Source organism: Mucilaginibacter sp. SG564, from assembly GCF_013149275.1.
In the GTDB taxonomy this organism is placed as follows: domain Bacteria; phylum Bacteroidota; class Bacteroidia; order Sphingobacteriales; family Sphingobacteriaceae; genus Mucilaginibacter.
The window spans coordinates 51,498-64,615 of sequence record NZ_JABGNA010000011.1 but is presented as its reverse complement, the minus strand read 5'-3'; the positions used below and the strand labels follow the sequence as shown (position 1 = coordinate 64,615).

The 13,118-nt window shown below is 38.9% G+C and carries 10 protein-coding genes; 6 read left to right on the top strand and 4 right to left on the bottom strand.

Going from position 1 to position 13,118, the window contains the following annotated elements; all coding sequences use genetic code 11:
* Positions 1 to 515 precede the first annotated feature (515 nt).
* Both FHW89_RS22725 and FHW89_RS22720 read right to left on the bottom strand, forming a co-directional pair.
* The gene (locus tag FHW89_RS22725) at positions 516 to 1,655 is read right to left on the bottom strand and encodes a hypothetical protein (RefSeq protein ID WP_172337350.1); all 1,140 of its coding nucleotides are present in this window, start codon (positions 1,653 to 1,655) and stop codon (positions 516 to 518) included.
* 33 nt (positions 1,656 to 1,688) lie between these two features.
* On the bottom strand, positions 1,689 to 2,582 hold the full coding sequence (locus FHW89_RS22720) for a TssN family type VI secretion system protein (protein WP_172337349.1): 894 nt from the start codon (positions 2,580 to 2,582) through the stop codon (positions 1,689 to 1,691).
* Positions 2,583 to 2,699: 117 nt separating this feature from the next.
* On the opposite strand from FHW89_RS22720, the gene FHW89_RS22715 reads away from it, so the two are divergent.
* Positions 2,700 to 3,635, top strand: coding sequence for a type VI secretion system baseplate subunit TssG (locus FHW89_RS22715; protein ID WP_172337348.1), 936 nt, complete (start codon positions 2,700 to 2,702; stop codon positions 3,633 to 3,635).
* An 8-nt stretch (positions 3,636 to 3,643) separates the two neighbouring features.
* Here FHW89_RS22715 and FHW89_RS22710 read toward each other — a convergent pair whose 3' ends face one another.
* Positions 3,644 to 5,497: a type VI secretion system baseplate subunit TssF gene (locus FHW89_RS22710; RefSeq protein WP_172337347.1), complete on the bottom strand. Its 1,854-nt coding sequence runs from the start codon at positions 5,495 to 5,497 to the stop codon at positions 3,644 to 3,646.
* A 10-nt stretch (positions 5,498 to 5,507) separates the two neighbouring features.
* Positions 5,508 to 5,942 (bottom strand): GPW/gp25 family protein, encoded by a 435-nt coding sequence (locus FHW89_RS22705; RefSeq protein WP_172337346.1) that lies wholly within the window; start codon positions 5,940 to 5,942, stop codon positions 5,508 to 5,510.
* A gap of 200 nt (positions 5,943 to 6,142) precedes the next feature.
* Here FHW89_RS22705 and FHW89_RS22700 point away from each other — a divergent pair, with 200 nt between their 5' ends.
* Genes FHW89_RS22700 through FHW89_RS22680 form a run of 5 tightly spaced genes read left to right on the top strand, consistent with a single transcriptional unit; the run spans position 6,143 to position 13,052 of the window.
* Entirely contained in the window at positions 6,143 to 6,664 is a 522-nt protein-coding gene (locus FHW89_RS22700; protein ID WP_172337345.1) for a hypothetical protein, read from the top strand.
* 5 nt (positions 6,665 to 6,669) lie between these two features.
* Complete coding sequence (locus tag FHW89_RS22695; RefSeq protein ID WP_172337344.1) at positions 6,670 to 7,158, top strand: type VI secretion system transmembrane protein TssO; 489 nt, start codon at positions 6,670 to 6,672, stop codon at positions 7,156 to 7,158.
* Between the two features lie 44 nt (positions 7,159 to 7,202).
* Entirely contained in the window at positions 7,203 to 8,162 is a 960-nt protein-coding gene (locus FHW89_RS22690) for a PKD domain-containing protein (RefSeq protein ID WP_172337343.1), read from the top strand.
* Positions 8,163 to 8,203: 41 nt separating this feature from the next.
* Positions 8,204 to 10,570, top strand: coding sequence for a type VI secretion system protein TssR (gene tssR / locus FHW89_RS22685; protein ID WP_172337342.1), 2,367 nt, complete (start codon positions 8,204 to 8,206; stop codon positions 10,568 to 10,570).
* 1 nt (position 10,571) lies between these two features.
* Complete coding sequence (locus tag FHW89_RS22680; RefSeq protein ID WP_172337341.1) at positions 10,572 to 13,052, top strand: ATP-dependent Clp protease ATP-binding subunit; 2,481 nt, start codon at positions 10,572 to 10,574, stop codon at positions 13,050 to 13,052.
* The last annotated feature ends 66 nt before the right edge of the window (positions 13,053 to 13,118 follow it).

Genomic DNA, 13,118 nt, shown 5'->3' with positions numbered 1-13,118 from the left:
TTTTAAGATTAAGGAAACTAAAGTAGCATTTTCACCGCATCGGGCTTGAAAAGCCAATAACAATATCTAAAAAATATCATTTGTGATTTTTTGCTATTAATGAAAAAGAGCTTTTGCTTTAAAAGCACCCTAAGTGAAAATTGAATACCTCATAGCCGCTTATTTAGCAAAAAACATACATAACTGTATTTTGATTAATTGAGAAGCGGAATTATGTTGAAATTTCGAACTCTTTTTTGTGGGCAGTGAATTTAGTATAAATATTATAGGTCAATAACGTGCAGTGATATAAAAAGTAGATGTTCTGAAGTGAACATCTACTTAAGTGACTTCCGATCACAGTTTAAAAGTTTTTTTATTAAAGATTTGAAAAGATCGACTTCGATATTTGATAAAACGAGATGAATAAAGAAAAAAAAGATTTTAACGCCCTTCTTGGAGGATAATTGATTTTACTTTTTTGTACAAAGTTCGATTATAAAAATTAAGTGGTTGTTTTATTCGGGATTTATGAGTTAGTCTAATAAAGTCCATGTACGCTTAGATTGTACAGTCTGCATCACTTGTTGTTCAGCTACCACAATGTTTTCCTTACGTTGGCCAATATATTCCAGACCGCTTAGTTTATTCCATAAAGCTACTATTACACGCAGGAATTCATCAACGGTTATCATAGATGAATTGATATCATGATGGTTGTAAACTATTTCTATTAGGCGGGCAAGTAACTCCTCAAAGTTGCCAGGTGTAACATCCTTCCATTCATAAAAATACTTGAGTAATTCTTCGCGTTCGGCACCGGGGATACTTTTTACAGTGCTGAAAAATATATGTGCCATTTCCGAAAAACATGACACCATATATACCGGTGGTTGTTGGTATACGATGTTACGGTACGAAAAATAGATTCGGGCAATATACTCCAGCATCTTTTCGCACAATATTTTTACGTTTTTACCAATGGTTGAAACAGATTCCTTTGAAGTTATTTTATCCAGAATACGAAACGACAGTAGCTGTAGGTTATTCAGTTGATTACTAAAATTTTCATAATACTTAACCAGTTCCGGGTGGCTTAATACTGATGTGCAAGGAGGGATGAAACTGATATCAGTTTGCAGATTATTGCCGTTTTTAATGAATTTGCCTACCTCCAGAAAATGGGAGCTTCGGCCGTTTATTTGCGAGGCCGGTATTATGGTAATATTGTATTGTTTATCAACCTCTGGATATCTTAAGGGAACCTCCTCCGGATCTGGATTGCCACTTGCCACGCGCTCGAACGGGTTGACGGTTAACAAGACGTAGTACGTTTCGGAATTTTCTGTTGCGTTATCCTGACCGAAATAATGGGTAAACAGCAATTCAGTACCTGTTCTGGATATATCAATGCGGTGGCCTTCGGCGGTTACCGCGCTACAATGGTTTATTTTAATCTGTACCTGATTTGAGGCCCTCTCCGTGATCTGTATATCCAACGCGGCAGATTCGTTCGCGACAGGTGGTAATAAGCCAAAGTTATGGTTATTGAGTTGAAGGGAGTTAGAATCCCTCACTATATCATGTATGAAATTATCCGTGCTAATAAAATGCCCGCTGGAAATTTTCATTCCGTCTACCCAGTTTACAGGCTTGTTTTTTAATGGACTAAGCATATCATATTTTTGTATGTAGATGTTATTAAAAGGTTACAGGTAAACGGCCTGATCGCCGGTGCGTTCTGGCTCGCTTACAATTTCAGAAACACGTTTGGCATATATTGTGTTTGCTTCAGTGATCTTATTCTCAGTTATGTTTAGATCGGGATCGATAAATCGCCGCTGTTTCCAAAAAGATGGTTTAGTGTAAAATATCCATTTATAACTGTCGGTTTTATTGGTTTTATATCCCACAGGCGCATTCGGAAATTTTAAATTATAATCATCAATAAATTTCTGAAACCATTGGCCAAAATTCATATTCGGCGGTGCTTTAGCCTTAACTTTTAGGGGTTCCGGATCATCCGTATTTTTATACAGATCAAGTTCCAACACCATTAGTTTATCAAAGTTAAGATGCTCCATACTAATATCTTCAGGTGTTCGTGGGTATTGCCATACTTTGTATATTTCCAGCGGGATGCTCATAAATGCAATATAAGCCCACCAGAAAATGGGCGGAAGCAAAAATATGATTACGCTGGTGGCAGCCCATAAACCATATTGCAAATTGTTTAGCCAATCAAAGCCCAGTTTAAAAAGATATATGCCCAGCAGGCAGGAAATCAGCGTGCAGAAAATAAAGAAGCCCTTTTTATTCAAAAGTTCATTTTCATGATATCTACCAGCAAGCCATACGTAAACAGAACCAAGGGTTAGGTAAATAAGTTGACAAAATAAATAACCCCAAGGCATAAATTGCAGATCGAGAAAGCCCAACAGACCGGGAATGCCCAAAATAACGGCTGTTAACAGAATAATAACAATGAGGCGTTTATTGCTTAGGAGCTTATTCTTTTTGTTAATTATGGTCATAATTGCCGCAGCAATCACGAAGATGAGGGGGAAGATAAGATAACGTATAAAAAATGATTTAACGTCCATGATATAATTGTATGTTCAGGTCTGTAACGGGCTTAAAAAATAAATTTGATATAAGTCTAATCAATTACCAATAATTGTGGTTATTGTTTTAAATATTATTTGTAAAAATATTAAAAAATGAAGATCAAGAGCCCTAATCTTATCGATACTGATTTTAAAGCAACGGTTGTTGCTGCAGAAATTGTTGAGAATGAATTGGTTGAAGTTGATGGTGTTGTGATATTACCAGTAGGCCCCCAACAACGTGCATTTGCAAAAGAGATTGCCGGAATTACCGTAAACCAAACCGATATCACTAACAAGAAAATGCTTCAGGTTTGGGTAAATCGAGATGGGTTGTATGATATGTTACCTGAGGGATTGTTCCATAAACCGCCTGCATCGAGTTTAATGATCACCGAAGAGGAGATGATTAAGGATATTGTTGACAGGAGGGATGAAGAGAAGCAGACACGGCGCTTTTTTGCGCCGTTTGAAGCAGAGGTGAATCACCTGAAAATGATCCTTGAGCTTTATGAGAACCGTCTGGATAAGAAAAATGAATACGACGATCTGATCAACATATTTTTAAAGGAGTGGAAAGAATTTAGCTGCTTTACAAATAAGCAAATGCTTATATTAATACACGTTTTGCCTGTTATACATGAGCAACGGAATAATCTTGTTTTTATAGGCAAAGTATTAACCATGTTATTTAAAACGTCTATATCACTCAGTTATAAATTAACGATTGGGCGTGGGGAAAAAGACTTGGCAGACATACAGACTTCATTGGGTAAGGCGGCCTTGGGAATAGATTTTATAGCAGGACAATTGATTGAGCCTGAAGAAGAGCTACGTGTTGCTATTGGGCCATTGAACGCTTCAACAATGATAGACTTTTTACCTGGAGAGCGATCAGCTGTTTGTATTGATGTACTACTATCATATTTTATACCGATGCAGGCCGGTGTAAAGATCGAATTGTTGGCCACGCCTGATTCTAAAAAAATAATTATAGGGGCGCAGCAGGATAATGCCAGACTTGGTTATACTACTTATTTGGGTAGTTAGATTTAATACTACTTTTCAATAAAAAGACGGTAATTATAATTGATGATACTCCGTGATTCCAGTTTTGACTGAAGCAGACTGAGCAATGTGTCCCATTCATTTGTTGATAGCTTACTTCCTTCATGGGGCTTTAAATATATATCCGTAGTTTTTTTAAAGCCTTCTTTGGGGTTCGAAGAAATACTTACCCCTTTAGCGATGCGGACACTTTTTAATTTGCTGCCCAGTTCATATTGGCAAAAACTAGTCAGATCAGCTTGAGTAACTATCCGGTCTTTGGTGGTAAGCCCATATTTATATGCCTGTATACGTTCGGCAGCGCCGAGACTATTTCTACCTCCAATGGAGGTGGTCATCAAGCGCAAATTATCTGTTTTTAGCTTTGTTGTTTCGAACTGCTGTAATCGGGAGCCCTTTCTGATATTATTAGCAGTATCTGCCAGGGTAGTCCAAAACTGAAGATATAACATGCTGGCCTTATTGGCCGGTTTCAAAACAAGATAATTGATTAGTTCATGATTGTCTTTTGCTTGATTTGATTTTTTTTCAATGAGCGAAATGTTTTGTTCGAGTGTTTTTAATGTCGAGTTTAAAAAATCATTCCCATAAGCCGCAAAGGCAGCTTTTTCATCCCTGAGCAATTCAAAAAGGTATTCGATGATCTGTTGTGCGTTCCGGGAGTCAAAACGTTCGGCCCCACCATTTCTGACAGAATAACTTCCTTCAAAATTTTGATCAGACTGGCTGTACGGGATTTCATTATAGTGAATATCGAGGTCGTCATGTAAATTTTGAACGGATAAAAAATGATCATAGGCTGAAGGTTTGATCGGGATGATGTTATTCATTTCCTTTACCCTGAATTTTTGTTCATGTAGTTTTCGGCTCATAACCGGAAAACAGTTTAGGTGAAGTTGCAGTTCGTTGAGTACATCCGGCCCGATCATTGCCGGGAAAACCATTTTTATCCATATACAAGGCTTAAGCCGTTTCAGATCAGAAGGCTCAATCCACCTTTCAAAGGATGTGGGATAGCTTTTTTTAAGCAAGTTAAGATCATTTAAGCTATCATCTGTAAGAGATATAAAACGATTTTGATAATATGATTTTACATCCCGGGTAATTAAATTAATAACGTTTTGATCATAAAATACAGGTTTGTTTTCGCCCGCTTTCTCCTCTTCATATATTAATCCGCTTGTGGTATGCAGCTCCCGCTCATCTGTGTAGAAACGGGTAACAGACAGTAGGTTATAAAAATCATTATTGGTAGTATAGCCTGGCCATTCAAAATACAATCCGGCATCCCGAAGCGTGTTAAGTTTAGGGTCGGTTTCGATACCCACCCATAAAGTATTGTTTTCGATAAAAGATTGTGGTAATGAACTCGTAATTAAGCTTTTTTGGGCATCCGGAGCATGCTCCCATAATTGCCTGCCATTGAACGTATATTTAATTTCGGCTTTGAAAACAAAGTTTTCGCCTACTGGAGTAAAAAAAGCCTCTAAAGTATCCGGTGTCGTTTTGCCTGCGTCAGGAGAGACGGCTTTTTTATAAATAAAATGGTTTTTGATGTTTAAGGTTTCCTTAACTTCAACCGGCATGCCCTTTAACAGGGCATGCGCGGGGAGGGGGGCAGTGAGGTAATCAGAAGCAAGTATTCTTGATATTTTATTGAGCACTCTGTTTTCCAGATTTTTAACATCATTTGAAAGGTTGAATAATTCTGAACTGAGCGCTTCGATCAATAATTTAACCAGTGGGTCAATGTCGTTAACATTTGTGGTGTTCCAGAAATCCATAGCGTTTCGGAGCATTCGCCCCTTGATTTCTTCTTTCGATGTGAAAAATAATTTGCTCATGTTTAGGCTTTTATGCAGATAAAGGGCTTAAAAATAATGACGTGGAAAAGGTATAATACTCACCGGTTTTATTGAGCTTTCCTTTTATAATGATCTGTACTTGCTTCTTTATTTCGCTTACATTTCTTAAGGGATAAAATTTATTGATCTCGCCGATGTGTACATCAATATCAATATCATAAATCCTTTTTTCAAACTTTTTGATTGATTTAAGTAATGATTGCCTTAGTTTTTCTTCCCAGAGAGTTTCACTCTGTATAAGTTCAAAATCCATGTCCCATATCTCGCATCCAAACTCGGGGTTATAACGATGTTCGCCGTACCTGGTAAAAATGATCAGCTCTATGTATTGAGAGATAGAGGCTCCCAGATCCTGTGTTTGCATATCTCGCCCCAAACTAATGTTTTGGAATCTTAATGGCTTGAAATATAGAGGGTTTTGCATATTAAATATTTGATTTGCAAGATGGCGATAAAAAAAATCACTTTTTCATAAACATTTCTTTTGAAAAATAGTTGTAGAAATGTTTTAAAGGTTAATAAAATATTCATTACATCCTTTATTTTGAATGATTTATATTGATAATTAATCGTTTTAATCTTAAGTTATCTATGATCTCTTAACAATAATATTACATATATTTAATGAAGCCCATAAATATAATTGACCTGAACCGATCCTACAGGGTTTTTATAATGTACCTGGCAGGGTTATTAATGTTTGCTGTTGTAACCGTTTATTTCTTTTTCCTTACCTCAAGCCATGAAATGGTACTGTTGAATGCCAAAGTGAAGCAAACTGATCAATTAGTAGCTATTCGTAATGACATCAACAATAGTTTCGAAGTTATTCTTATGCGCATGCAACAGCTGTCGCAGTATTCAAAAATGAATTCGGAGGAATTAAACAATCAAAATACCTTGCTTAATGATATTCAGGAGAATAACCAGCATATTCTTGACAAGCTTCAGAGCAACCCCTATCCGCTCAAGAGTTTCGATCTGTACAAAAAATTAAGTAACCACATTGCTACTATAGCTAATGTAAAAGATTCATTATTTACCACCCGTTTTCAGATTGAAAGCCTTCGTTCGCAACTGGAATCGTGTAACAAAATAAATAAAGCAGCAGCCAGCAAGCTAAGTGGCCGGTTTTCACATTATTAAATCATATGCTAAAGTTTAATTTAAAAGAGCGAAGAGAGAAATTCCTTTTGTTTTTAGGGATGTTTCTGATAACATCAACCATATTGTGTACAGCCATCTTTTATAATTATAACGATGGTGCAACTATATCAAAGGAAGAGTTTTCCAAGCGAATAGCCGAAGAGGATGAATTTGAGGCTTTGGTTAAAGAGGCTATACCAACCGTCGACACTACCTACACACATATTGCCAAATTTAACCCCAATGTACAGGCTCTTTTTTTGGAGAACGATATCAGGAATTCTATTGGTGCCATACGTTCCTATTATAACCGCCGTCCGTATGATAACCGGTATAAATGTTTTATTCACGCCTCAAAGCTTTTCGAGAACCTGTTTTATGATAAACGCGAACTCACCGGTAATTACAGCGATATGAACCGGCTTAGTAAACTGCTTGATGACTGTAAGCTATCAACACGGCAGTTACAACAAAGCCTTGGCGCCAGCAAGTAAACGCAAAACATCACATCACTATAAAAACAAAAACCTTTAAACCAATGAAAGACGATTACAACAGCGGCCGCCCCGTGGATACCAACAGGCAAACCTATGCCTTTTTATATATCATTGTTGGGATACTCATTATTGCCGCACTGATTTTTTTATTTAAAAGCTCATTATTTGATAAAAGAACTGTTAATGCCAGGCTGCTAAAAGATGAGATATTCTTAAACGAAAACCTCGTGTACTCAGATAATACAGCTAATGCCAAAAGCTGGGTATGGGAGTTTGGTAATGGCGATAAATCAAACGTCCAAAACGGAAGTTATAAATTTAAGCACGCCGGCGATTATATTGTACGGATTACTGTTGATGGTACCCTAAAGCAGCAGTTTCCGGTAAATGTTAAAGATACCATTGCCCAGTCTGTTGATACCCTGATGACGATCAACGGGCCTACCCAGGGAATCGTCAATGAGCAAATCAGGCTGGAAGCACAAGGCAATGCCAGGATATACGAATGGTCATTTGGTGAAACCGGCAGGGTTGATGTTAAAGGAGCCACCGCATTATACACTTATCATAATCCCGGAACTTATTTTATAAAACTCAGCACCGATAAAAGCAAACACCCTGTTTATCATCGTATGCTGATATCAAACCCCGACTCGACAGTTAACGCCATTGTAACGCCTGGTGAAGGGGAACGAAAAGTGATTGACGACATCAGGGCACATTTGCAAGCCATTGCTAATGGGGCCGATTTTAATACCAATTACTATTATCTCGTTAACAAGTATTTCTGTGGTGATGAAAAAGTAACCGTTAACCTGGAAACCAATGGCGATAGTAAGCAAACCGACTTTTACTCATACTGTATGCGGCTTACTTTTGGCGGTGGTATTAATATTGATGAAGCCCAGGTAACCTTAAGGGCTAAATCAACCTGCTCAAGTATGCTTACTGTTAAACAGCATTCATCTACCTCGAATGCCGCTCCGAGAAGAACCAAATAATAAACCGTTATCGAATGAACCTAATATATGCACCTATCAAGATGAAAAATATTTTAATAATGTTATTGTTGCTTTGCTGTATTTCGGTGAAAGCGCAGTCGCCTGTATCCATTAGTAAGAAAGTAATAACCCTGCCTGCTGCATTTGAAAAGCCAAATGAAAGTACCAATATCTATAACAGCGATGATAAAACCAGTTTACCATGGATAGTTTTCTCTGATCGAGATGAGAATTACACTTATACGTCTCCGGGAGGTACTCTGGTCATGAAAAAATTAAAGTTCATGGATCCTTTTTATGTTAGCGAAGAAAGAAATGGCTATATAAAATTGATCAAATACCAGCCAGGAATGGTACAGGGCCGTAAGCTTACGAACAAAAAATCGAGTCAGAGTTATGGCTGGATCAGTAAGTCGAAAGTTTTGCTTTGGCAATCGGCATTTATTAACCAGGGTACTTATCCCAGTAAATATATAGCGGTTATCAGCGGTAAAAACCCACTACTGATGCCCGACTTTTATTATGATAAAACAGATTCGTTATATGTATTTACCTCGCCGGAGTTGGACCGTAAAAAAGCAAAACTTGCGTTAAATAACATCGTATATGTTTTCAAAAAATCAGATGATGGTAAAAAAATGCTGGTTGGTTCTGAGGGACAACTTGTAGCTGACAGTGCATCCCGGAGTGTTTATGGATGGGTGGCAGCCGACGCATTGCATAACTGGGGTAACCGGCTATATATTGGCTCGGCTAAAAATAACACTACAGATGGCGACGATTCAGCCGCAACGGCTATCAATCAGGCCATATTGGTATCTGCTCCTCCTGCCACAAGCACCTACTTTAAATTTGATCCTTTGATAAGCACAGATGAGCCTGTATTGCGGAGTGTGCCGGTAATTACAGGGAATGTGCTAAGCCCTAATGACAAGTTAGGAACCGGACTGGCTGTTGATGTGTATGATAAATCGAACAATAGTATTCTTAATGTTAAAGGTGGCCATCTTAAATACCAGGATTATCTGAACATCCGCAAGAACATCCATCACATTAATGTTGTTTTTGTGGTTGATGGTGGTAGCACTATGCGCAGTTATTTCTCCGGAATAACCAGCACTATACAGTCATTTGAAAATATATTTAATGCTCATGCAAAAGGTAACCAGATAACATATGGAGGTGTAGTATACCGGAATGCGCAGGATTGCCCTTCAGGTGGCATCAATAAAATGAACTTTACAGCTGATTATAGGGAGCTTGTAAAGTATTTTGATAAACAGGCATCGGTAACCAATGGTTGCGGCACTACTTTGCAAAATCAACCGGTATTTGAAGGTATAAACACCGCTCTTACTTTATTTAAAGGCCATACTAACGAAACCAATCTGATTGTATTGATAGGCACTACCGGATCGGGCAATTATAATGCCGATGATATAGCCAACGAAGCTGACCAGGTAGCTGCTGCTGACGCCCGCTTATTGGCTATACAAGTGTTTAGTGATTATAATCCTATCTATAATGATTTTGTGATACAGGCCAGGCGAATTGTTTCACAATCTGCCATAAAACTGGCTGATCTTAAAAAACAACGCATGATCACGGGCGAAGGCTTGAGCAATGTTCAGCAATTTAATACCTCGCTTTCCGATTCAATCTCCTTTTATCTGGATTATCCTAAAAACAGTATGATACAAGGTGCTGTAGTATTCCCGCCCAAAGGCGTTGTGAAAACAAACCAGGCCATGCGTTTATCTGTTGATCGCCTGATGAAAGAGACAGATTATGATATTAATACCCAGGTACATGCATTGGATAGTGCTTTCAGGCTTACCGGGCGCGAAAATCGTTATGTGCAACCCGGAGTAATTGCGCAGGTAAGTCCTGCAGCCAATGACTTAGGTAATAATATGCCGCATAATGCATTTAAGTACTTTATTAATGCTCAATTGCCGGCAAGCGTAGTAACACAACACCCAGGCCAATTGCAGTATTTATTGATTTTAAATGAACAGGAATATAATCAGTTAACTGATATATTGTCATTGATGATAGGCGAAAACCTGCAGCAGGATGCCTCTGATTATCGTAAAAGGTTGTTTAAAAACTACGTTGATATTATTCAAAAACGATTAAACCAAAAGATATCAAAAGGCGACATTAAAGATATGCAGTTGAGTACATACTTTAAAACGGTTACCGGTTTGCCATTGCCCGGAAAAAATAGTTTCCAGAATACCAAAGTAGCTGATTTAAGAGGAGATATGCCTCAGCAACAGTTCGAGACATATATTAAGTTTTTAGTGCATAGCAGCGAGCAGGTTAAGCGCTCGGTGCTGGTTAACCAGCATTTTACCTCAAACGGCAAAACTTATTTTTACGTAACCCAGGCCAACCTGCAATAGCATGAATGTAGTTAATCTCAGTGAATCAGTAAAAACGGCCGTTAGGGTGGCTCAATCGCTCGCGAAAGAATATCACCATAAAGAGTTTGGCCCGGCGCACCTGTTAAAAGGTTTAATGCACCAGGAGGTAGGGTTGCGCGGTATGCTGCAATCTTTGGGAAAAGACGCAGCTTATATACAGGATTGGGCCGACGTTAGAATAGAGGAGTATGCACCTGCCATTACCGTACCTGATGAAATGCTGGGCAATAACGCTGTTAGACAGGTTTTTGAAGAAGCCGATAACGTGCGTATTAAGCTTGGGATTGACCTCATAACCCCGGTTTGTGTGCTTATTGCTCTGGTTAAACCCAACGTAGGTTTTGATGTAAATCAGCTTAAATCGTTTCCGGTAAAAGAAAAGGAACTATTGGATATTTACCTGAGCAATGAGGAGATACAGCAAGCTGTGCAAACATCAGCCAATAAAGATGCTGTTGGGGATACTCCGCCAAAGTCAAACAGTGCTTTGCTGAAATATTGTATCGACCGTACCGAACTGGCCCGACATGATAAAATAGATCCTATTATTGGCCGTGAGCGGGAAACCCGGATGGTCATGGAAATATTAAGTCGCCGTACAAAACCCAATGTGCTGATAACCGGTGATGCCGGGGTGGGTAAAACAGCCTTGGTTGATGGCTTTGCTCTGGATATTGTAAATGACCAGGTACCCGATTCGTTAAAAAACGTACAATTGTATGAGTTAGATCTGGGTTCATTAATAGCAGGGGCATCTTATAAAGGCGAGATTGAAGATCGACTGAAGAATATTCTCCGGGAATTAAAGCAGCTGGATAAAGCCATCTTGTTTATTGACGAGATACATACGTTATTAGATAATAAAGGCCCGATTGGCGGTGGGGTAGGTAATTTGCTCAAACCGGAATTAGCCCGGGGCGAAATAACCGTAATAGGCGCTACTACTATTGATGAATACCGAAAGGTTATCGAGCCCGAACAGGCTTTTAGTCGCCGTTTTGAAGTATTGCAGGTGAATGAGCCGGATACAGCCACGGCCATAAAAATGCTTAAAAAGCTGGTGCCCCGTTATGAGTCTCATCATAACCTAAAAGTGGATGCCAACGCGGCAGAAGAGTGTGTGCGCCTGGCGCAGCGTTATCTGAAAGATAGACGCTTGCCCGATGCCGCTTTTGATCTTCTCGATCGTACCATGGCGGCTATCCGCTTAATGAACGATACCTCAATAACTTCATTAGCCGAATTGCGGGCGCATTTTGAAGAGCTCAAAAACAGCAACGATGATCCCGAACTGATCCTTTCTTACAAATGGTTATATTCTCTGCTGCGCAATAAGATCAGTGCCGTATTATTGGGGCAACTGGAGGACGAAACACAGGTGGAAAGTCTGGAAACTCCCGAAGAGTTTGATGCTTATTTTGAAAGAAATATAAGTCAGCTGGAAGCTTTGGCCGGCAATAAAACAGAGGTTGTTGATAAACAGGATATCGCAGCCATTATATCTTATAAAACAGGTATCCCTTTAGGCAAGATACAAGCTCAGGAAAAAGAAAGGCTTTTAAACATGGAAGGCTTTCTAAAGAAACGTGTAGTAGGACAGGATCAGGCGTTGAAAGCAGTATCAGACGCCATCCTGGAATCGCGCAGTGGTTTAAATAAAAAGGGGCAGCCAATTGGTTCGTTCTTTTTATTGGGCCCAACAGGCACGGGTAAAACTGAGCTTGCTAAATCAATTGCAGAGTTTCTCTTCAACGATGAAAAAGCTATGATTCGCTTTGACATGTCTGAATTTAAAGAAGAGCATTCCGCGGCCTTATTGTATGGCGCTCCTCCGGGGTACGTAGGATATGAAGAAGGTGGTCTTTTGGTGAATAAAATTCGCCAGCAGCCATACTCAGTAGTATTATTTGATGAGATCGAAAAAGCGCACCCATCGGTATTCGACATCTTTTTGCAAATATTAGACGAAGGTCATATGCATGATAGATTAGGTAAAGAAGGTGATTTTTCCAACGCACTTATCCTGTTTACATCTAATATTGGCAGCGAATGGGTAGCAGGCGAAATACAAAAAGGCAATATGCCAACATCTTCTCAATTAATGGAGGTAATGGGTAAAAATTTCCGGCCGGAATTTTTAGCGCGTTTATCTGAAATTGTGCCGTTTGCACCAATATCAGAAGAAAATGTGGTGCGGATATTTGACATTCAGCTCAAAAGCCTGGTTCAGGCTCTCGAAAAAATGGGCATCGGTATGCAGATCAGCGACGAGGCCAAGAGTATGTTGGCATTGAAAGGTTTTACACCCAAATATGGAGCAAGGCAATTATCGGGTGTGATACGCAACCAGCTTAGAAGGCCCATTTCACGATATATTATTTCAGGGGAGTTAAAAAAGGGAAATAGTGTGATCATAAGTAAAAATACCGGTAACGATGAGCTATTATGGGATATTAAGTAACTCTTTTTGAAAGAATTAAACCACAGTAAAAACAATTTGCGAGTAATTACATTATTAATATTTACA

Excerpts from the sequence above, each read along its gene's own strand:
- tssR (WP_172337342.1), top strand. The coding sequence starts at position 8,204 with ATGAAAAATATTTTAATAATGTTATTGTTGCTTTGCTGTATTTCGGTG.
- FHW89_RS22720 (WP_172337349.1), bottom strand. The coding sequence starts at position 2,582 with ATGGACGTTAAATCATTTTTTATACGTTATCTTATCTTCCCCCTCATC.
- FHW89_RS22705 (WP_172337346.1), bottom strand. The coding sequence starts at position 5,942 with ATGCAAAACCCTCTATATTTCAAGCCATTAAGATTCCAAAACATTAGT.
- FHW89_RS22725 (WP_172337350.1), bottom strand. The coding sequence starts at position 1,655 with ATGCTTAGTCCATTAAAAAACAAGCCTGTAAACTGGGTAGACGGAATG.
- FHW89_RS22695 (WP_172337344.1), top strand. The coding sequence starts at position 6,670 with ATGCTAAAGTTTAATTTAAAAGAGCGAAGAGAGAAATTCCTTTTGTTT.
- FHW89_RS22710 (WP_172337347.1), bottom strand. The coding sequence starts at position 5,497 with ATGAGCAAATTATTTTTCACATCGAAAGAAGAAATCAAGGGGCGAATG.
- FHW89_RS22680 (WP_172337341.1), top strand. The coding sequence starts at position 10,572 with ATGAATGTAGTTAATCTCAGTGAATCAGTAAAAACGGCCGTTAGGGTG.
- FHW89_RS22700 (WP_172337345.1), top strand. The coding sequence starts at position 6,143 with ATGAAGCCCATAAATATAATTGACCTGAACCGATCCTACAGGGTTTTT.
- FHW89_RS22690 (WP_172337343.1), top strand. The coding sequence starts at position 7,203 with ATGAAAGACGATTACAACAGCGGCCGCCCCGTGGATACCAACAGGCAA.
- FHW89_RS22715 (WP_172337348.1), top strand. The coding sequence starts at position 2,700 with ATGAAGATCAAGAGCCCTAATCTTATCGATACTGATTTTAAAGCAACG.